The sequence below is a fragment of the Cellulophaga algicola DSM 14237 genome (assembly GCF_000186265.1).
Taxonomy (GTDB): Bacteria; Bacteroidota; Bacteroidia; order Flavobacteriales; family Flavobacteriaceae; genus Cellulophaga; species Cellulophaga algicola.
This window is the reverse complement of the sequence record NC_014934.1, coordinates 4,310,520-4,331,524: the sequence shown is the minus strand read 5'-3', so window position 1 is coordinate 4,331,524 and position 21,005 is coordinate 4,310,520. Positions and strand designations below refer to the sequence as shown.

Sequence of the window (21,005 nt, the reverse complement as noted above, 5' to 3'; positions counted from 1 at the left end):
TTTTAAAGGTACTATTTTTTATTCAAGTGGTGTATAATTAAGGCTTCTGTAATTATGAAACAAAGAGAAAACCCATTAGTTACTACTAATGGGTTTTTTAAATTCTAAAATATATTATGAATATGTTATGGTATGACCAATACTTGTTTCATAGGAAGACGATAAAATAGTATCTACATAAATCCACTCTGAGGTAATTTCAGTTTTTGTAAAAGTAGTCATCATATACCCTCTTTTAGAAGCGTCAAAATAGCGCAAACCATCTATTAATGTAGTTAATGCTTGTTGAAACCCAGTAATGAAAGCGGCATCTGTTGTGCCTAAATAAGTTTCAAAACCAGGAGAACTAATACTAGAAGTAGCAAGCTCTATGCCTACTTCTGTTCCATCTGCTGCGTATAATGTGTTGTTCCAAGCATTATGGGTATCCCCCGCTAAAGTAACTATCTTTTTGCCATTTAATGCCTGATATATTTGTTCTCTGTCTACTGGGTATCCATCCCAAGCATCTAAATTATAAGGAACAGTTGTTAAAACCTTTGTTTTTTCTGCATCTGTTAGGGTAGGATCATTGTTTTGCATTCTTACTTTTATAGTTACAAGTTCAGTGAGTATTTCAGCAAAATTTTCAGAACCAAAAGCGGTAAGCATCGCAATAGGAATATCCATTTGCCCCATTAAAACTTGTTGGCCTAATACTTGCCATTGGTTGGTGTTACTCGTTAACTCACTAAGCAACCACTCTTTTTGTGTAGTACCTAAAATACTTCTTGAAGGATCATTTAAATCGTTCTCTAAAGCTACTGTATTTAAGCCAGTAGCATCAAAGTAATTAGCTAGACTTAACTGTTTATCTCGACCTATAAGACGGGTATCTAACATAATCATATTTACAAGATTCCCAATATTTATAGTTCTGTAAATTATACTGTTATTGTCTTTATCTTGTCTTGAAAAAGGTAAGTATTCACTATATGATTGTAAGGCATTTTGTTTTCTAATTTCAAAACTTCCCTCTGTTGTTTCATCATGGTTTTTAGCACCATTTTTATAGGTGTCATTGGCTATTTCATGATCATCCCAAACACATATAAAAGGTTTTTTCTGATGGGCTAATTGTAGATCGGTATCAGAACGATATTGTTTATACCTGGTTCTATAATCCTCTAATGTAATAATTTCATTTGCAGGTTTATGTTGGCGGTTTAAAGATGCATTTTCTGCTGTTGAACCATAACCACCCGCACCGTATTCATAAAAATAATCACCTAAATGCACAATGATATCAGCATTTGAATTGGCCATAGCATCATAAGTATTAAATAGACCAGCTTGGTAATTAGAACAAGAACATACGGCCAGTTTTACAGAAGAAGCTTCTTCAGGAAGTGTGATTGTTTCTCCAGTAGCAGATAGTGCATTGTCTGCGATATTAGCAAACCTGTAGTAAAGCTTTAAATTTTCATTTAACGCTGTTAATTCAATAGCAATTGTATGGTCTCTTGAGGTTTCTGTTGTAATTTTTCCGCTCCGTAAAATTGAAGAAAAACTTGGGTCTATAGCTACTTCCCAAATAATTTCTGCATCGGCGGAAGCATAGCGGGTCCATAACAATACAGAAGAACTACTTGGATCAAAACTAGCGACTCCTTCATTAAAATTTTTGATTGTAAGTTGTGTGGTATCTAATTCTGATACCGTAAGGTCTTCATCTTTTTTACAGCTTATAAAATTAGGAGCTAAAATAATAGCTCCCGAAGCTAATAAGGTCCTTTCGATAAATTTTCTTCTCGTAGTGTTCTTGGTTGACATAAATAGTAAAATTTTCATCAAAAATGATACTATTATCTCACTCTATGGTTAGTTAAACTTTACGTAATTGTTATCGTACTGTTTAAAGAAAAAATAGAAAAAAGAGATTTGTTGAAGCTAATTTTGGTACAGTTCTAAGGGCAAATTATCTGGGTCTGCAAAGAAGGTAAATTTCTTTCCAGTATGTTCATCTATTTTTATTGCTTCTGTTGGTACACCTTTTATATTTAGTTCTTTTACGGTACCTTCAATATCGTAAACTTCAAAGGCTAAATGCCGCAAACCAGAGGCCTCAGGATAAGAAGGCCTAGATGGCGCTTTAGGAAAAGAAAACAACTCAACACAATAATTTCCATTAATAGCAAGATCTAATTTATAAGAATCTCTTTCTTCTCGGTACACTTCCTGAAGAATTTGTAACCCTAGAATTTCGGAGTAGAAGTGTTTAGATTTTTGATAATCAGAACAGATAATAGCAATATGATGAATTCCTTTAAACATCTTATTTAGAGTTTGGTTGTTTTTACCAATACAGCTTCAGATACTAACTTATTTTCCAATGAGTTACCTAGTGCTTTTATATAGGATGTTTGATTATGGAAATCCAATGCTTTTTGATCTTTCCAGATTTCATAAAAAACAAAGGTACTTTCATCATCAATACCTTGATGTAAATCATACCTTATACAACCATCTTCCTTCAAGGTTTGCACCACTAAATTTTGTAGAATAGCTTTTACATTTTCCTGATGTTCAGGTTTACTTTTAATATGAACACTTAAGTATATTTCCATAACAGTTTATTAGCGTACTTTTAACCAATTATTTCTAGTTTAGCAAAACGGAGAAGCAGTTTTTTAATCCCTGCACCATCAAATTGAATTTCTGCTTTACGGTCATTACCAACACCTTCTATTTTTACAACGGTACCACGACCAAAACGAGTATGATTAATTAAGCTCCCCTCTGCTAAATTAGGATCTACAGTATTTGTATTACCAATAGGTTGTGCTAATTCTGGTTTTAATTTTCTTAATTTTCTAAGCTGATTTTCATTTGGTTTAGCCGTACTTGGTGGAATACCACTGGTAGGTTTAATTTGACGAAGTCTACTTTTATCTACCTCTCCAAATATATCCGTATCAATCATAGATTTATAACGGTATCCAGGATTATCTATAGGGGTTAAATTTTCAATATATTTCTCATCAATTTCTTCTAAAAAGCGACTAGGTTCAGCATCAATTAATTTACCCCAACGGTACCTATTCTGTGTATACGTTAAATAAGCTTGTTTTTCTGCTCTGGTAATGGCAACATAGAACAACCTTCGCTCCTCTTCTAACTCACTACGAGTGCTCATACTCATACCAGAAGGGAATAAATCTTCTTCCATCCCAACAATATATACATGGGGAAATTCTAGTCCTTTTGCCAAGTGAATTGTCATTAATGCCACCCGGTCATCATCACCAGTATCATTATCTAAATCTGTAGCTAGGGCTACATCCTCAAGGAATTCACTAATATTTCCGGTAGCATCTACTACTTCTTTTTGTCCTTCAACAAAATCTTTTATACCATTTAAAAGCTCCTCTATATTGTCCATTCGGGCAATACCTTCGGGGGTACCATCTTTTTTAAACTCTAAGAGAATTCCAGTTTTTTTAGTAACGTGTTCCGATATTTCAAAAGCATTAACAGTTTCATTCATGATTTGAAAACCCTTAATCATGTTGGTGAAATCTACTAACTTTCTTTTGGTACCGGCATTTATTTTTAAGTTTATTCGGTCTAAATTTTCAATTACTTCAAAAATAGATCGTCCATAATGATTAGCCGCTACAGTCAGTTTATCTAAGGTGCTCATACCTATTCCGCGTGCAGGAAAATTTATGACCCGTTTTAATGCTTCTTCATCTTTAGGATTAATTACTAATCGCAAATAATAAAGTACATCTTTAATTTCTTTTCTTTGATAGAATGATAATCCGCCATAGATACGGTAAGGAATATCGCGTTTACGCAAAGCATCTTCTATGGCTCTTGATTGTGAATTGGTACGATAAAGTACCGCAAAACTTCCGTTAGACATTTGGTGTTGCATGCGGTTTTCAAAAATAGAACCTGCAACAAACCTACCTTCTTCGGCATCTGTAGTACTTCTGTGAACTTTTATAGCAGGACCATCATCATTATCTGTCCAAACAACTTTTTCTAGCTGATTTGTATTTTTTGCAATGATAGAATTGGCCGCATTTACAATATTTCGTGTAGAACGATAATTTTGTTCCAAACGGTACATAACTACATTATCATAATCTTTCTGAAAATTTAAAATATTACTAATGTTGGCGCCACGAAATGAATAAATACTTTGAGCATCATCTCCTACCACACAAATATTCTGAAACTTATCTGATAATGCTTTAATAATTAGATACTGAGAATGATTTGTATCTTGGTACTCATCTACCAAAATATACCTAAAACGGTCTTGATATTTGGCTAGAACTTCTGGAAATTTGTTTAGTAACTCATTAGTTCTCAACAATAAATCATCAAAATCCATTGCTCCTGCTTTAAAACATCTATCTACGTAATTTTGATAGATATCTCCCATTCTTGGGCGTTTAGCCATTGCATCTGCCTCTTGTAATTCAGCATCATTAAAATAGGCTCTTACCGTAATAAGGCTATTCTTATAGGAGGATATTCTATTTTGAACTTGTTTGTATTTGTATACATCCTTATCAAGTCCCATTTCTTTGATGATAGAAGCTATTAAACGTTGAGAATCTTGCGTATCATAAATTGTAAAATTGCTGGGATACCCTAATTTATCACCATCATAACGTAATATTCTAGCAAAAACCGAGTGGAAAGTTCCCATCATTAAGTTCTTTGCTTCAGCATTACCTACAATAGCAGCAATCCTAGCTTTCATTTCTCGAGCAGCCTTGTTGGTGAATGTCAATGCCAGAATATTGAATGAGTCTATTCCTAAACTCATTAAATAAGCAATTCGGTACGTTAATACACGTGTTTTTCCCGATCCTGCACCAGCAATAACAATTAACGGTCCATCTTTATGTAAAACTGGTGCTCGTTGAGCATCATTTAATTGATTTATATATTTTTCCAACTGTTTTTTATTTGAATTTTTTGGAACCGTGAATTTAACCATAATTGCCAGCATACTAAAATGATGCTTCTAATAATTATAAACAAAAAACGTAAACGATAAAATCATTTTGAATATATTTGAAAAGAAAGGGGTATTATTCTCATAATATGCAACACTTTATTTAATTTACAATGAAATCTATACGTAATTCTTTAATTCTATCTATTATTCTATTAAACTTAAGTTTTGGACAAGAAAAAGCTTCAGGACCAATTATTAAAGATTTTGGAGAAGTTTTTAAAGTAGAAAAGCCTGACTTTAAAGTAGCAACTACTCAAGAATTTAAGGCTGTTTTTGATGTGGGTAATAGCCCTAAAGAACATACTAAGATTAACCCCTATATAGAAACTGGAGCTCGATTTTTAAATATGCATGCTCAAGCGGGAGTTCCTGTAAATCAGCTCAAAGCGGCCTTAGTTATTCATGGTGCTGCTACAAAGGATGTATTAACAGATGCTGCTTATAAAAAAAAATATGGGACTAAAAATCCCAATCTAGAATTAATCAAAGCCTTACTTACTGCAGATGTGCAAGTTATTTTATGCGGACAGTCTGCAAATTCATGGAAAATAGAAAAGACTGAAATGATAAATGGAGTTCAACTTTCTCTATCAGCAATGACTGCTCTTGTGTTATTGCAAAATGATGATTATAGATTAATTAAATTTTAATATATGAACAAACTTGTACTCAAAGGTTTTCTGCTTTTTGGGTTTTGTGCATTTGCTCAAAACGCAGTATCGGAGAAAGATTTTAAATCAGTAGAACAGAAAGTAATAGATTGGCGTAGAGATTTTCATCAATATCCAGAGCTCTCTAATCGGGAGTTTAAAACTGCAGAAAAAATTGCTAAACACTTAATTTCCCTAGGGATAGAAGTGCAAACAGGAGTAGCAAAAACTGGTGTTGTTGGTGTTTTAAAAGGAAATAAGCCAGGAAAAGTTGTTGCTTTAAGAGCAGATATTGATGGTTTACCTGTTACAGAACGTGGTGATTTACCTTTTAAATCTAAAGAAACTGGTGAGTTTCTAGGAGCCGAAATTGGAGTGATGCATGCTTGTGGTCATGATACGCATATTGCAATACTAATGGGCGTGGCAGAAGTTTTATCAAAAAATAAAGACAAGATTAACGGTACCATAAAATTTATTTTTCAACCAGCAGAAGAAGGTCCGCCTCCAGGAGAAGAAGGAGGAGCTGCATTAATGATTAAAGAAGGAGTGTTAACTAATCCTGATGTAGATGCCATTTTTGGTCTGCATATTAATAGTGCTACCCCGGTAGGAGTAATTGGTTATAAACCCGGAGGTACTATGGCAGCTGTAGAGCGTTTTGTTGTTCATGTAAAAGGAAAACAAACACATGGGTCACAACCTTGGGGAGGTGTAGATCCAATTTACATTTCAGCAAAAATTATTGATGGGTATCAATCAATCATCAGTAGAGAATCTAATTTGCTTGTAGAACCTGCTGTAATTACTGTTGGGAAAATAACCTCGGGAGTGCGCTTTAATATAATTCCAGAAAGTGCAGAAATGATTGGAACTGTTCGTACGTTAGATCCCGATATGAAAACTCTAATTGTTCGTCGCATGACAGAAATGACTGAGGGCCTTGCTAAAGCCTATGGCGGATCTGCAACTATAGAATTTCAAAACAATACGGCCATTACTTACAATGATGAACAACTAACTGAAGCAATGGTACCTACATTACAAAAAGTAGCAGGTGTAGCACAAGTACGTTTAATAAAAGCAACTACTGGTGGTGAGGATTTTAGCTTTTTTCAAGAAAAAGTACCTGGATTTTATTTCTTTTTAGGAGGTATGACTCCAGGAAATACAGAAGCATTTCCTCATCATACTCCAGATTTTAAAATAGATGATAGTGGTATGTTTTTAGGGGTTAAAGCACTTACAACATTGAGTTTAGATTATCTAAATAAAAAATAGGAACCCTACTGTAAATTTTTCGAGTTCTCTTTTGATAAAAATTAATTTTGAACTCGATTTTTTTTATAGGTTTGCTATTCTTAATAATTTTATTTGAAAATTTCCGTTTATGATTGATTTTATTGTAAAGATTCCTTGGTATGGTTGGGTTCTATTAGTTATTTTAATTATAGCTATTCGAGACGTTTTTTTCCAAAAAGCGCATACTATTTCGCATAACTTTCCTTTAGTTGGTCATATTAGATATTGGTTAGAAAGTATTGGACCAGAAATGCGTCAATATTTTGTTTCAAATAATAGAGAAGAATTACCCTTTAATCGTATTGAACGTGGGTGGATTTATGCCTCTGCAAAAAAAGAAAATAATTACGAAGGTTTTGGTACCGATAGAGATATTTATGCACACCAATATATCTTTGTGAAAAATCAGATGATGGCATATGAAGTTCCAAAAAACCATCCTAATTTAGAAGATTCAAGTTTTGTTCCTTGTGCTAAAGTAATTGGTGCTTATAATAAACGTAGAAAACCATACAGACCCGCTTCTGTTATTAATGTATCAGCGATGAGTTTTGGCTCACTTTCTGCTGCAGCTGTATCAGCAATGAATAAAGGTGTTGGTTTAGCAGATGCTTATCACAATACGGGTGAAGGTGGACTTTCTCCTTACCACAAACAAGGAGGAGATGTAGTTTTTCATTTTGGAACAGGATATTTTGGTGTCCGCAGTGATGAAGGAAGCTTATCTATAGAAAAGCTAAAAAAATTAGTTGAGGACAATCCATGTATAAAAGCTATTGAAATTAAATTATCTCAAGGAGCTAAACCAGGAAAAGGAGGTGTTTTACCAGGTGCTAAAATAACCCCTGAATTAGCAGAAATTAGAGGTGTAGAAGTGGGTAAAGATGTATTGTCTCCTGCGACACACAAAGCCTTTAAAAATGTACCTGAGTTATTACAATTAATTGAAAAAATTGCAGAAGAAACAGGTTTACCTGTAGGTATAAAAGGAGCTATTGGAAAATTAGACCAATGGGAACAATTGGCAGATATCATGAAAAAAACGGGTAAAGGCCCAGATTTTATTACGGTTGATGGTGGTGAAGGTGGTACTGGTGCTGCTCCTCCTAGTTTTGCAGATCATGTTTCCTTACCATGGGTATATGGATTTTCTAGTGTCTATAAAGTATTTTTAAATAGAGAATTAACAGATAGGATTGTATTTATAGGAAGCGGTAAATTAGGTTTTCCTGCTAAGGCCGCTATGGCTTTTGCTATGGGAGCAGATTGTATTAATGTTGCCCGTGAAGCCATGATGAGCATTGGGTGTATTCAAGCGCAGGTATGCCATACCAATCGTTGCCCTACAGGTATAGCAACACAAAATAAATGGTTGCAAAACGGTATAGATATTCCGTTAAAATCAGAACGTTTGGCTCAGTATTTTAAATCTTTTAGAAAAGAATTTTTAGAAATTACCCATGCTGCTGGGTATGAACATCCATGTCAGTTTCATATGGAAGATATTCAAGTGAATGTAGATGACATTGATTTGAATAGAGATTTAAGATCTACCTATAAATATCAGAAAAATCCTGTTCCTTTTAATGGTGTACAAGAATTATATGATTGCATTCATCTAGGAGGAAAAAAAATAAAGTAATAATTTTTCTATGGCATTTGATTACGGTAAAGACACATTAGGCATAAAAAACCCTTTTAAATTAGAAGGTTTTTTAGAATTAGCACGAGGACTCCTTATCCTAATAATTGGAATTATATTAGTTTTTAATATCTCATCAGATTTAAATTCTGGATTAAAATCTACCGCATGGTTAAAACTTGGGGTTGCTTTGTCTTTTTTATCATGGGGTGTTTATTCCTTAATACGTGGTAGTTTTTATGTGTTTCGTTTTCTGGTCGGTAGAAATGTACCAGGTAATTTAAGCAATGAAAAAGATGATCGGAGAAATATGGCTTACAAGCCAAGTGGACTTGCTGAAATGCTTAAAAAACGATTGAATTTTACTTTTCAAGAGAAAGATAACTTTTTCTCTAGATTTGTGATTACACTTATTCCTAACTTTTTATTTTTACCACCAGCGTATAGAGCTATGGTAGATGGTGTTTCCGTAGCGGTTATTAAATCAATCGTGTCTGTTCTCCTATTTTTATTAGGCCTTTTTACTATTAAAACAGGGATGTTGGATGTACATAATGCAAGTACCATTTTGGAATGGTATGCCTTACTATTATCGCTATATCTTTTAGTGGTTTGGTATAGAAATAGACCTACAAATGCTAGATTAAGTACAAAAAATCCTCGTAGGATTAGTGTAAAGGCAATTATTATCCCCATAGTATTAACAATTATTTTGCCCGTGGTTATGGCAAAATTATCAGAAAGGAGTGTTGATTTTATACCCCTTAATATCCCTATTTTTGGAAGTATATTTACCATACTATTTTTAGGATTATTGACCACTTTTGCGGCTTATTTTTTAGCAAAGACGAGAGTAAATGAAACGGTTCCTAATACAGCAGTTAGTGAATATTTAAACGAGTTACAACTACAGCACCACCCAAGAGATTTGTTTCGCTTTTTCGATTTAGAAATGGCAAACAAAAGGTACAAAGAATTGCCAAATAGAATTTATAGAGAAATGAATCCTATTTTAGAATTTGAAGGAGCACAAAATAAAGGAAATTTTAAAGGAGATTCTATTCAAGAGACACAACCTATATACCGTGAGGTTACAGTAAGTAAAAAAATGGAGCAAGTACGCTTTATTATCGCAGTTGTTGGCCGATTAATGGCAGTTTTAGGATGTGTTGTCATTTTTTTTAACCTGAATAGTTTTGCTAACGATTTTTCTTTTAGAAACTATTTTACTACTTTTTTCTTTGCTTCTATTTTGTTCGTTTTCCAATACTATTGGGTAAGAATTGCTCACATATTTTGGGGAGAAATGCAATTTACATCACATTTGGTGCAATTTACGTCTAACGGTACTTTTAATGAATCAAAAATAGCAACGGGAATGTCTGTGTACGATAGTACTCGAAGTGAGAATACCATTATGCATACAAAATCTACCTCGTGGATTTTTGTCAGTGAAATAGTAACCACTACCCTTGCGGATGTTTCTACCAATAACTTAGAAGGTCTTCGTTATATTTTAGAAATGAATAAAGATGATAATTTCTTAAATGATATTGTTCGTTGTATTAGCGTACATATTGATGATAATAAAGTACTTGCGGGAATCAATTCCAACAGCGATATTGAGAATATATCTAATTTAAATAAATTTAATGAAATTACTAGAGCACCTAATTCTGATACTATTGGAGAATTAAAAAATAATAACCCGGAAAAACTCGAAGAATAATTTAATTTAGCCCTTAAATCTTTTTACAATATGATTAAATATTTTACACTTTTAAGTATCCTTTTTATTAGCGTTACTACATTGCAGGCTCAAAAAAAATCTGATCTATTAATTGAAATTCAGAATTTAAAAGCAGCTAAAGATTCTATTAATAATTTGTATGTAGTCTCTAAAAAAAGAGAAACTGTTAGTAAAACAGAAGCAGATTCTTATAAGACGCAAGTAGATGAGTTATTAGTTACTAATAATTCATTAATGGAAAATATAAATAATTTTACCAAAGCTTCTATTGAAAAATCTGAAAATATTGGTAAAACATTAGAAAGTCTACAAGATAAAGAAGCTAAACTTAAAGTAATTAATGATAAATTTAGTAGTCATGATTCTATAGCATTAGCTATTTTAACAGACTTAAAAAAGAGTTTAGGAGAAAACAGTACTATTAATGTGGCTAATGGAGCTGTTACCATTTCTTTAAACGAAGCAACAAGAAATGGATTAACCTCTAAAAGTGCAGTAGAAAAATCTGCTACAGAAAGTATGTTAACTCAAATCACTAATGTGTTAAAACGATATAAAGATGCTACTATTACAGTAGAAGGGGTAACCAATACGGGGGAGTTTGATGTGGCTTTAAATCTAGCAACAGTACTAGCAAATAAGCTACAAAAACAATATAGTATTAGTAATGCTCGCTTGGTAGCAACAACAAAAGATGGTGGGTTTACAGAGGGTCTAAATATTCGCATCTCACCAAAATTTGATGCATTTTATTTTTTAGTGCGTGAACAAATTAAAGAGAATAATTAAAAATTAATTTGATAAGACAAATTAATAAAATGCGTTACGTATCATTCAAGATAAATTTTTAATTACTTTCGCGCGAAATACATAAACTGTTTTTACAATTATGCAACAACAAGAATTTTTAGAGAAAAATGTTTTCATCGATTTAAAAAATGTAAATGAAAATTTTGAAGCAGATGGGATTCATTATTTTTCAGAAGCTGATTTTGAAACTGTATTACAAAAATGTGAATATTTCGGTATTGGTATCTATACGATAGAAGCGCAATTAAATGGTGCATCTTTTGGTATTTCTAGTCATGAAACACACAACAAAAAAGCTACAGATCCAAAATGGTATAAAAAAACATTTTTCAACTTTAAAAAAGGAGAATCAGGTATGGCATATACTGCAACTTATAAGGTCTCTAATAAACTTTTAGTGAGATAAATTTCATTAAAATACTTTTTTAAATATTACTTCGTTTTAAAATCTATAACCAATTAAAACCACAAGTATTATGAACGGAGAACAGATTCTACAAGCATTCGCTTATTTATTGCCATCAATAGTTACCGGCGTTGTTGCTTTTTACTTTTTTAAAATGCATACAAAAAATGAAGAAGGCCGTAGAAGATATTTGCTACAAAAAGATACTCAAAAACATACATTGCCTATTCGCTTACAGGCGTATGAGCGTATGTCCTTATTTTTAGAACGTATTTCTATACCTAGTTTAGTAGTGAGAGTTGCTCCGTTAACATCTAATAAAAATGATTATGAATTGCTTTTGATACGTACTATTGAAACCGAATTTGATCATAATTTATCGCAACAAATATATCTTACTGATGATTGCTGGAATATTATAAAAGCTGCAAAAAGTGCTACCATTCAATCTATTAGAAAAGCAGCTTTGAGTGCAGAAAATGCAGATAAATTTAGAGAAGATGTATTGAGTGATACGATGGACAAAGCATCGCCATCGGCAACAGCCTTATCCTTTGTAAAGAAAGAAATAAGCAATCTTTGGTAAGCTTTACATCTATTTTTATTTTTCTTTAAATTTTTCTTCGGCATAACTAAATCCTTGCAACCACCATTCTCGCATTAGTTTTTTATTAAAAACAAGCGAGTTTTCGGTAAGCCTGGTTGGCGTGTAATATAAATTTAATTTCACGCCGTTGTGTTTGGCAGCTAACACCCCTTCAGAAACATCGTGGTATTCTATTTGATCTAAAACAAAGCCATAAATACTTAGCATAAGAGAGAACGGATTCTTACCCAATACTTTATTCTGATTTAAGTTTTCTGATTCTAAGATTATCGCGTCTACTTCTGTAGCGCCTCTTCTGATGGCTTCTCGGATAGGAACAACACATCCTAAACCACCATCGCCATATTCATACCCATCGCGTTTTACTAAAGACATAAACGGGATGTAATTACAAGAAATCCAAATCCAATCACAAAACTCCTCGTAGCTAAATTCACTTAGCTCCTTATACTCTACTCTATTTTTAGATAAATTTGAAACGGTAACAATTACTTTTTTGTTTGAATTTTTTATTTGATTAAATTCTTCTAGAGAAAAATTCTTTTTGATGGTTCTACGTAAGGCACCGCTTTCTCCAAAAGTTCTTTTACGTTTTAAAAACTGTAAAAATGTGGTAAAATAGTTAATTGTTACAAATTCACGACCATCTTTTTTCTTTACAATAAACGGATTTAAGCTAAAAATAGAAAGTTGGTTCACATTGGTATAAATATCATAAAGTTTACCAACATTATTTAGCGATAATTGCGGAATTAATAGACTCCCTGTAGAGGTGCCAAGAAATAGATCATACTCCTTTTTTTTAATCTCCATTAGGTATTGGGCAACTCCACCAGCAAAAGCACCTTTACTCCCACCTCCACTTATTACTAATGCTTTCAAATTTTAATATTTTATTAGTTGGTTACTTCTGGTTTTAACGGACTACTTTCTGAACTTTTAAATTTCGCGTAATTAAATCCGCTTTTCCACCAAGCTGCCATTTTAGTTTCGTCAAAAATAAGTGAATTTGTAGTTAAAACAGTGGGAGTATAATAAAAGTTGATGATTGCATTATTATGCTTAGCTACATACTTTCCGATTCTAATATTTTGATGCTCGATACGATCTAACATAAAAGCAAACATATTGGTCAACAATGAGAACACATTTTTAGATGGCATCCGGTTTAAATGTGTCACTTCTGTTTGCAAAATAATAGCATCTACAGTAGTTGCCCCTCTTTTTATGGCTTCTTCAATAGGCACCATGGTTCCTAACCCACCATCAGCATATTCACATCCATTTTTCTTTACTAAGCTCATAAATGGCGTATAGTTACAAGAAATCCATACCCATTCACAAAACTCATCGTATGAAAAATCATTAATAGATTTGTACTCCACTTGATTAAGTGATAAATTAGATACGGTTACTACAATATCTTTTGGACCGTTTTTAAGGATATTGAACTCTTCTAGGGTAATGGTGTTTTTTATAAGTTGCAATAGATTATGACTCTCTCCAAAGGTTTTGCTTCCGCGGTAAAAATTTTTCAGCACATTAAAATGATGTATACCAATACTTTCAACACCATGTTTTTTTTGTATTGAAAAAGGACAATTGCTAAAGATATCACGTTGACTTACAGACGTATAAATTTCTTTGATTTTTTCTATTTTTTTTAGGCCTAAATGAGAAATTAAAAGACTCCCAGTAGACGTTCCCAAAAATAGATCATACTCCTGGTGTGCTTCTTCAATAAGATATTGGGCAACGCCACCAGCAAAAGCCCCTTTACTCCCACCTCCAGAAATTACTAATGCTCTCATACTACTCTAGTTTACTAGTAAGATACAGTTTTTCTTTTTCATTTAATTTAGGCAATAATGCGATAATTCTATTTTTATAGGCTTCATCTTTTAGCAACTCATCACATAATGCTCTTGCAAATTTTTTAAACTGCCAACTATGGTGCATACTGGCATCTGCTAAATCTTCTAAATTGATATCTGTTAATCCAAACGTCTGAAATAGGTATTGAAAAGCTGTCTCTCGTGTTTTAGGATCATATTTAGCATTTGTATAACTCCCTAATTCATCAAAATATTCTTTGGTCTTTAAACTGTTATAATCTTCAGTAACCAAAGCCAATGTTAACCATAACAAGCGTACATTCTTGTCAGAGAAACCTACAATGTCTTTTGTTTGGTCTAAATACGCTTTTCTGTTATCAGGAAAGTTCAAAAAAAGGCGGTACAGAGCATTTTCAACCGTCACATAGCTTTGGTCTTCTAACAATGATTCAAAATTTGCCTGCAACCCTAAAGGAATTTGAACAGTTTTTAATAGTAATGCTTGTCGCAATTCTAATACGTTTGAAGCCAGTATTTCCTCAATTAAATCTTCTGAAAATAATTCAGAATAGTTTAAAACAATTCTTTTCTTAAATGCAATAGAGGTAGATGTCGCATACGCATTTTCAATTAAGGCTAATTGTTCTTTTTGCGGTAATAAAGCATTCACTGCATATTGAAGTTTTATAAAATCAGCAATACTTGAAGAATTTTCTTTTAAATAGGTTAAAGCAGCTTCATTAGAGAATTCTTTTTCTTCTAGCCATACCGTTTCAAAACTGACTAAAGATGTACCACTTGCTGTTTCCATTTCCTGTAGGAATTCTTTAATCGTTACATTCTTAAATTTGTATTTTTCTAAATAGTTCTGAATCCCTTTTTTGAAAGCCTTTGCTCCTATTTCATTTCTAAGAAATACTAAAGCCCAAGCCCCTTTTTCGTAAAACGTTAAGCTACTAGCTTTTGGATCTTTAAGTGATTCTCCTTTGCCATCTATAGTGCTTTTATGTAACATTTCAGCGGTATCAAATAATTTCCAATAGAATTCCTCATCTCCAAAAAGTTCTTTTTCAGATAATAAAGCGTAGTAGGTTGCAAAGCCTTCCTGCAACCAATGGTGATGACCATCAACCTCCGTAACAAGATCTCCAAACCATTGATGCGCTAATTCATGGGCGTTTATATTTACATAATTTTTATCTATAAAAGCAGTAGAATCTATCATGTAGGCATCAGAAAAAATAGTAGTCGTGGTATTTTCCATTCCTGCATATAGAAAATCTTTTACCGGTACTTGTTTGTAATTTTGCCAAGGGAAATCTACGCCAATCTCACCTTCTAAAAAATCAAAAATTTCTTTTGTATATCGGTAGGTAGGCTCTACTTTAGCCTCATCTTCAGGATAGTAATATAGTTCTAGAGGTATACCCGTAGCGCTTTTTAGTACGTTTTTATCATAATTCGCTATAGAAAAAGCTAAAAGATAACTACTCATAGGCTTATCCATATCATAATACCAAGTGGTCGTATTATCTTTATCCTTTTTGGAATCAATTAACTTTCCGTTGGCCACCACTTCATATGCTGAATCAAAGCTGATAGTTAAGTCAAAGACAACCTTTTCATTCATATCATCAAAACTTGGAAGCCAATGACTCGTATATTTCCCTTGACCTTGTGTCCAAACTTGATTATTTGTACTTGTATCGTCCTCCCATCCAATAAAATAAACAGTTTGCTTAGGTTGCGTTTCATAAGAAAGATTCAGTATTTGTGATTTTCCTTTTTTGAATCGCTTTTTGATAATAACATGTTTTTCGTCATTAACATACTTTACTTTTTTACCATTAAGGTTTATGGTTGTAAATTTGATATTTTTTGCGTCTAAAAAAATACTATCAACATCTTTTAAAACCTCAAAAGCATAGGTTACCGTCCCTATGATTTTCTTCTCCTTAGGAAGAATAGAAAGTGAGGCTGTGCCAGAAATAAAATCGACAGATTTCTGCTCTTGAGCACTTAAAGAAATAGAGAATAAACAGATAAAACTTAAAAATAAATACCGCATATTTTAATAAAATTCAAAATCAATACCAAAATAAGCAATTTGGTTTTTGTTCCTTTGTTTCTAAGAAGTATTTTAGTCCTATGAATGCAAATTTTTTACAAACTCCCATTGCTTACTTAAAAGGTGTTGGTCCTAATAGGGCTAGCACCTTGCAATCTGAGCTTGGCATTCAAACCTATCAAGATCTTATAAATCTGTTTCCCCACCGGTACATAGATAAGACACAGTATTATAAGATTAATCTTTTACAACAAAATACTTCTGAAGTTCAGGTAGTTGGAAAAATCACCCATATAAAATCGGTAGCACAAAAAAAAGGGAATCGACTCGTAGCTACCTTTCTAGATGATACCGGTAAAATGGAATTGGTATGGTTTAGGGGGCAAAAATGGATTCGTGAGAATTTAAAGCTCAATGTACCCTATGTGGTTTTTGGAAAAACCAATTTTTACAACGGTACCTTCTCCATGCCGCATCCTGAAATGGAATTGCTTGTGGACCATGAAAAGGGCTTAAAAATTTACATGCAGCCGGTATATCCGTCCACGGAGAAACTGAGTAATAAGGGGATTACGAATAGAGTGCTAAGTAAATTAATTCAGCAGATTTTTGTAGAACTGAATGGGAAATTTACGGAAGCCCTTTCGCCTAAAATTATAGAAGAACTACATTTAATTTCTAAGAGTGAAGCGATGTTTAATATTCACTTCCCTAAGAATCAAGAATTATTAGCCAAAGCACAATTTAGACTAAAATTTGAAGAGCTTTTTTATATTCAACTGCAACTCATCGCTAAGAATATGTTGCATAAAAAGCGTATCAAAGGCTTCCCTTTTGATAAAGTAGGCACCATATTTACTGATTTTTACAACAATCACTTACCTTTTGAACTTACCAACGCACAAAAACGGGTACTGAAAGAAATTAGATCAGACCTAGGGAGCAATGCCCAAATGAATCGCTTATTGCAGGGTGATGTTGGTTCTGGAAAAACAATCGTTGCTTTAATGGCGATGTTGCTAGCGATTGACAATGGATTTCAAGCCTGCTTGATGGCACCTACAGAGATTTTAGCGAATCAGCATTTTGTAGGCATTCAAGAGCTACTAGAAGGTGTTGGCATTACGGTATCACTATTAACAGGTTCTGTAAAAAAATCTGCTCGGAAAGTCATACACGAACAGTTAGAAAGTGGGGAGCTTCAAATTTTGATAGGCACTCATGCCCTGTTGGAGGATAAAGTACAGTATAAAAACTTAGGATTAGCCATTGTAGATGAGCAGCACCGATTCGGTGTTGCACAGCGTTCTAAATTATGGCATAAAAATACGATACCACCACATGTTTTAGTGATGACAGCCACCCCAATACCGAGAACTTTGGCGATGAGTTTGTATGGCGATTTAGATATCTCTGTGATTGATGAATTACCTCCAGGACGAAAACCTATAAAAACGGTACATCGGTATGATTCTAACCGCTTAAAAGTATTTCAGTTTATCCGAGAGGAAATTAAAAAAGGAAGGCAAATTTATGTGGTATATCCACTAATTCAAGAATCTGAGGTATTAGATTATAAAGATTTAATGGATGGTTATGAAAGTATTGTCCGTGATTTTCCTCAGCCTGAATATCAGATTTCTATTGTTCACGGCCAAATGAAACCTGTAGATAAAGAATATGAAATGCAGCGTTTTGTGAAGGGGGAAACACAAATTATGGTAGCCACTACGGTTATAGAAGTGGGCGTTAATGTACCCAATGCTTCGGTAATGATTATAGAAAGTGCGGAACGCTTTGGATTGTCACAACTACACCAATTACGCGGTCGTGTTGGCCGTGGTGCAGATCAGAGTTTTTGTATTTTGATGACGAGTTTTAAACTATCTACAGAAGCAAAAACACGATTAGAAACAATGGTCCGTACCAATGATGGTTTTGAAATCGCCGAGGTCGATTTAAAACTCCGTGGCCCAGGAGATTTAATGGGAACCCAACAAAGTGGTATGTTAAATTTAAAGATAGCAGATATCGTTAGAGACAATGATATTTTAAAAACAGCCCGTTACTATGCGCTACAACTTCTAAAAGACGACCCTACCCTTGCTAAAGATGAGAATGCAGTAATTAATTATACGTATGCACAATTAGTTAGGCATAAGAATATTTGGAAGTATATTAGTTAGCTATTACTGATCCAGAACTATCACTTCCTCCAGCTACTGTAAATATGTCAATATAGTAATTGTAAGTACCTGGTGGTATCAAATCTGTAATTGAATTATTTACATCTCCTTGATCAGCATATACATTCCATGTATCAACACCCAGAATTGTAAATATTAAACTAACTCCTCCCGATCCTGTGCCACCAAAAATATTAATAGTAAAAGATATATTTCCATTATTAATAGTTAGTATTCCTTGTGTTGATGGATTTGCATCGGTGACTATTTGTGAATTACTAAATGTGGCTGTTGGTGTAGCTCCCGTAACATTAATCAAAATTACTTCAGAATCACTAAGAACGGGAGAACCATTATCGGTAACAGTTAAGGTAACCGTATAGGTTCCTACCGTTGTATAACTATGTGTTGGATTTATTAAATTTGAAGTGGTTGTATCTCCAAAATCCCACAAATAAGTTAAATTGTCCCCGTCAGGATCTGATGATGAATCTGCATAAAAATTTTCAACAACTCCTGTAATTGTGGCTGTTGGCCCTGTGGCAACTGCTGTTGGTGCCTGGTTAGTAGGACCTGTTACGGTTACAGTAATTGATCCGCTAGCCATTCCACCATTACCATCACTTATTTGGTATCCAATTTGATCCGTTCCAACAAAATTTATATTTGGGCTATAACTTACCTGATTACCTGACATCGTTGCTGTACCGTTAAGAGGAAAGAGTTCAAGAGTAACCGTAAGCGTATCCCCATCTGGGTCAGAGTCGTTTGCAATAACATTAAATAGATTGTTATTAGTTCCTTTTATGACTGAATAATTATCTGCCACGGCTGTTGGTGCTTGATTGGCAGGAGCATTTACGGTTATTGTTATTGTAACCTCCGAACTTGATAAAGCCGGTGTTCCATTATCGGTAACGGTAAGTGTAACAGTATACGTTCCAACTGTAGTAAAGGTATGAGAAGGATTAGCAGTTGTTGCTGTGGTTCCGTCTCCAAAATTCCAAGCATATGTTAATGTATCTCCAGTGTCTGGATCAGAAGAAGTATCTCCTGTAAATTGCACGTCTAAGGAAGGAACGCCAGAAGTTACATCTGAAGTGGCTATAGCGGTTGGTGTTTGATTGGCAGGAGCATTTACGGTTATTGTTATTGTAACCTCTGAACTAGACAAAGCCGGTGTTCCATCATCGGTAACGGTAAGTGTTACCGTGTACGTTCCTGCGGTTGTAAAGGTATGAGAAGGATTAGCAGTTGTTGCTGTGGTTCCATCTCCAAAATTCCAAGCATAGGTTAATGTATCTCCTGTATCTGGGTCAGTAGAAGTATCTCCTGTAAATTGTACGTCTAAAGAAACTTCTCCAGAAGTGACATCAGAAGTCGCTATTGCCGTTGGTGCTTGATTGGCATCTGTTACTATTATCGTGATCGTATCCGTACTGTTGAGAGCTGGAGTTCTATCATCCGTAACAGTAAGTGTTACCGTGTACGTTCCTGCGGTTGTAAAAGTGTGAGAAGGATTAGCAGTTGTTGCTGTGCTTCCATCTCCAAAATTCCAAGCATACGTTAATACATCTCCAGCATCTGGATCAGTAGAAGTATCTCCTGTAAATTGCACGTCTAAGGAAGGAACGCCAGAAGTTACATCTGAAGTTGCTATTGCTGTTGGAGCTTGATTCGCGGAAGGAACTGTTACATTTACCGTATAAGCTTGTATAGTTTCATCTTGAGCGGTAACCGTATAAATTACAGGATTCGAAAAATCTTGATTTATTTCTGATTCGGGCGAAATACTTGCTCCTGTATGTATAATTACGGGTGCTAAAGCTGTTAAATCAGTTCCTTCAGGAAGTACCACATCGATAGTAGTTCCTGTAATAGTCCCTGCTATTCCATTTACTATAAATGAAGTAATTTCTTTTTCAGTAGAAAGTTCATCAACCACTTCAAAAGTAACGGTAGCTATTAATTCTTGTTCATTACTATCTCTAAGTAAAAACTCAATAGTGGTAATGCCTAATTCATTAGAGATATATTCTAATTGATAGGTTCCTGGTACAATGCTTACAAAATCATTCACCGCAATAGTATTGCTTTCAGGAGCCGCGGTATATAAATTCCCTGAGCCTTCAGAGAACGAATAATTTCTTTGATAGGTTGCTCCTGTTATTGCCGCTTCATTTCCTAAGGTCAGCGTAATACTTTGAGAACTTCCTAGTAGTACTGGCCCCGTAGGTCCTTCGGCTGTCCACGTAACTGGAATATTCGTAATGGTATAGGTAAGGGTAATTTCTTCTGTAAAACCAAAAGTATCTGATGCGGTAAAAGTTACCGAATGATCTCCTATCGAAGTTGGAATATAATCTAATGAAGCAGATAGTGGATTAAAAGAAGCTTTTTCTCCTTCTTGAATTATAGTTCCGTCAACAGCTTCAAAATACCCCGCTCCAGAATTTATTTTATACGAAAAAGAATAACTAAGATCTTCTAATAGTTCCTCAGGAGTAACTATCAAGAAAGTCGCTAATGGATTATTAATAAATCCATCAACCTCATGTTCCTCTGTAATTTCAAATTCTACTTCAGTGTATAAGCCTACTTCTTTGGTACAGGCTATTATTATAGTCAGTATTAAAATGAGAGATATCCCTAAAGTTTTAAAATTTTTCATACCTAATTTATCAAATTAGAGATTAATGCTCGAAATCTCAATTATTCTTCTTTACACT

General features: G+C 33.9%; 16 protein-coding genes. 8 read left to right on the top strand and 8 right to left on the bottom strand.

Annotated features, from left to right (window positions below; translation table 11 throughout):
* Positions 1-114 precede the first annotated feature (114 nt).
* The 4 genes from CELAL_RS18815 to CELAL_RS18800 all read right to left on the bottom strand — a co-directional run bounded on the left by CELAL_RS18815 (position 115) and on the right by CELAL_RS18800 (position 4,999).
* Complete coding sequence (locus CELAL_RS18815; protein WP_013552476.1) at positions 115-1,812, bottom strand: alkaline phosphatase D family protein; 1,698 nt, start codon at positions 1,810-1,812, stop codon at positions 115-117.
* Between the two features lie 117 nt (positions 1,813-1,929).
* Positions 1,930-2,313 carry an SMU1112c/YaeR family gloxylase I-like metalloprotein gene (gene gloA2, locus CELAL_RS18810; protein WP_013552475.1) on the bottom strand — a complete coding sequence of 128 codons (384 nt, stop codon included), beginning with the start codon at positions 2,311-2,313 and terminating at the stop codon, positions 1,930-1,932.
* 5 nt (positions 2,314-2,318) lie between these two features.
* Complete coding sequence (locus tag CELAL_RS18805) at positions 2,319-2,606, bottom strand: putative quinol monooxygenase (protein ID WP_013552474.1); 288 nt, start codon at positions 2,604-2,606, stop codon at positions 2,319-2,321.
* A 20-nt stretch (positions 2,607-2,626) separates the two neighbouring features.
* Positions 2,627-4,999, bottom strand: coding sequence for an ATP-dependent helicase (locus tag CELAL_RS18800; protein WP_052304045.1), 2,373 nt, complete (start codon positions 4,997-4,999; stop codon positions 2,627-2,629).
* Between the two features lie 131 nt (positions 5,000-5,130).
* Here CELAL_RS18800 and CELAL_RS18795 point away from each other — a divergent pair, with 131 nt between their 5' ends.
* The 7 genes from CELAL_RS18795 (at position 5,131) to CELAL_RS18765 (ending at position 12,166) form a co-directional block, all read left to right on the top strand.
* Positions 5,131-5,670, top strand: a complete 540-nt coding sequence (locus tag CELAL_RS18795) for a DsrE family protein (RefSeq protein WP_013552472.1) — start codon at positions 5,131-5,133, stop codon at positions 5,668-5,670.
* A 3-nt stretch (positions 5,671-5,673) separates the two neighbouring features.
* Positions 5,674-6,951: an amidohydrolase gene (locus CELAL_RS18790; protein WP_013552471.1), complete on the top strand. Its 1,278-nt coding sequence runs from the start codon at positions 5,674-5,676 to the stop codon at positions 6,949-6,951.
* Between the two features lie 109 nt (positions 6,952-7,060).
* Positions 7,061-8,614, top strand: a complete 1,554-nt coding sequence (locus CELAL_RS18785; RefSeq protein WP_013552470.1) for an FMN-binding glutamate synthase family protein — start codon at positions 7,061-7,063, stop codon at positions 8,612-8,614.
* Between the two features lie 10 nt (positions 8,615-8,624).
* Positions 8,625-10,343 (top strand): hypothetical protein, encoded by a 1,719-nt coding sequence (locus tag CELAL_RS18780; protein ID WP_013552469.1) that lies wholly within the window; start codon positions 8,625-8,627, stop codon positions 10,341-10,343.
* Positions 10,344-10,373: 30 nt separating this feature from the next.
* Complete coding sequence (locus tag CELAL_RS18775) at positions 10,374-11,153, top strand: hypothetical protein (protein WP_013552468.1); 780 nt, start codon at positions 10,374-10,376, stop codon at positions 11,151-11,153.
* 100 nt (positions 11,154-11,253) lie between these two features.
* Positions 11,254-11,580 (top strand): hypothetical protein, encoded by a 327-nt coding sequence (locus CELAL_RS18770; protein WP_013552467.1) that lies wholly within the window; start codon positions 11,254-11,256, stop codon positions 11,578-11,580.
* A gap of 70 nt (positions 11,581-11,650) precedes the next feature.
* Positions 11,651-12,166, top strand: a complete 516-nt coding sequence (locus CELAL_RS18765) for a DUF7935 family protein (protein WP_013552466.1) — start codon at positions 11,651-11,653, stop codon at positions 12,164-12,166.
* A 15-nt stretch (positions 12,167-12,181) separates the two neighbouring features.
* Here CELAL_RS18765 and CELAL_RS18760 read toward each other — a convergent pair whose 3' ends face one another.
* Genes CELAL_RS18760 through CELAL_RS18750 form a run of 3 tightly spaced genes read right to left on the bottom strand, consistent with a single transcriptional unit; the run spans position 12,182 to position 16,090 of the window.
* A complete protein-coding gene (locus CELAL_RS18760) occupies positions 12,182-13,069 on the bottom strand; it encodes a patatin-like phospholipase family protein (RefSeq protein ID WP_013552465.1) in 888 nt (295 codons plus the stop codon).
* Between the two features lie 14 nt (positions 13,070-13,083).
* Positions 13,084-13,998, bottom strand: a complete 915-nt coding sequence (locus tag CELAL_RS18755) for a patatin-like phospholipase family protein (protein WP_013552464.1) — start codon at positions 13,996-13,998, stop codon at positions 13,084-13,086.
* A gap of 1 nt (position 13,999) precedes the next feature.
* Positions 14,000-16,090, bottom strand: coding sequence for a M1 family metallopeptidase (locus tag CELAL_RS18750; protein WP_013552463.1), 2,091 nt, complete (start codon positions 16,088-16,090; stop codon positions 14,000-14,002).
* Between the two features lie 80 nt (positions 16,091-16,170).
* Between CELAL_RS18750 and recG the strand changes: the two genes are divergently transcribed.
* Positions 16,171-18,276 (top strand): ATP-dependent DNA helicase RecG, encoded by a 2,106-nt coding sequence (gene recG, locus CELAL_RS18745; RefSeq protein WP_013552462.1) that lies wholly within the window; start codon positions 16,171-16,173, stop codon positions 18,274-18,276.
* Here recG and CELAL_RS18740 read toward each other — a convergent pair.
* A complete protein-coding gene (locus CELAL_RS18740; RefSeq protein WP_013552461.1) occupies positions 18,269-20,947 on the bottom strand; it encodes a PKD domain-containing protein in 2,679 nt (892 codons plus the stop codon). The genes recG and CELAL_RS18740 overlap by 8 nt on opposite strands.
* Positions 20,948-21,005 lie beyond the last annotated feature (58 nt).

Excerpts from the sequence above, each read along its gene's own strand:
- CELAL_RS18815 (WP_013552476.1), bottom strand. The coding sequence starts at position 1,812 with ATGTCAACCAAGAACACTACGAGAAGAAAATTTATCGAAAGGACCTTA.
- gloA2 (WP_013552475.1), bottom strand. The coding sequence starts at position 2,313 with ATGTTTAAAGGAATTCATCATATTGCTATTATCTGTTCTGATTATCAA.
- CELAL_RS18805 (WP_013552474.1), bottom strand. The coding sequence starts at position 2,606 with ATGGAAATATACTTAAGTGTTCATATTAAAAGTAAACCTGAACATCAG.
- CELAL_RS18800 (WP_052304045.1), bottom strand. The coding sequence starts at position 4,999 with ATGGTTAAATTCACGGTTCCAAAAAATTCAAATAAAAAACAGTTGGAA.
- CELAL_RS18795 (WP_013552472.1), top strand. The coding sequence starts at position 5,131 with ATGAAATCTATACGTAATTCTTTAATTCTATCTATTATTCTATTAAAC.
- CELAL_RS18790 (WP_013552471.1), top strand. The coding sequence starts at position 5,674 with ATGAACAAACTTGTACTCAAAGGTTTTCTGCTTTTTGGGTTTTGTGCA.
- CELAL_RS18785 (WP_013552470.1), top strand. The coding sequence starts at position 7,061 with ATGATTGATTTTATTGTAAAGATTCCTTGGTATGGTTGGGTTCTATTA.
- CELAL_RS18780 (WP_013552469.1), top strand. The coding sequence starts at position 8,625 with ATGGCATTTGATTACGGTAAAGACACATTAGGCATAAAAAACCCTTTT.
- CELAL_RS18775 (WP_013552468.1), top strand. The coding sequence starts at position 10,374 with ATGATTAAATATTTTACACTTTTAAGTATCCTTTTTATTAGCGTTACT.
- CELAL_RS18770 (WP_013552467.1), top strand. The coding sequence starts at position 11,254 with ATGCAACAACAAGAATTTTTAGAGAAAAATGTTTTCATCGATTTAAAA.
- CELAL_RS18765 (WP_013552466.1), top strand. The coding sequence starts at position 11,651 with ATGAACGGAGAACAGATTCTACAAGCATTCGCTTATTTATTGCCATCA.
- CELAL_RS18755 (WP_013552464.1), bottom strand. The coding sequence starts at position 13,998 with ATGAGAGCATTAGTAATTTCTGGAGGTGGGAGTAAAGGGGCTTTTGCT.
- CELAL_RS18750 (WP_013552463.1), bottom strand. The coding sequence starts at position 16,090 with ATGCGGTATTTATTTTTAAGTTTTATCTGTTTATTCTCTATTTCTTTA.
- recG (WP_013552462.1), top strand. The coding sequence starts at position 16,171 with ATGAATGCAAATTTTTTACAAACTCCCATTGCTTACTTAAAAGGTGTT.
- CELAL_RS18740 (WP_013552461.1), bottom strand. The coding sequence starts at position 20,947 with ATGAAAAATTTTAAAACTTTAGGGATATCTCTCATTTTAATACTGACT.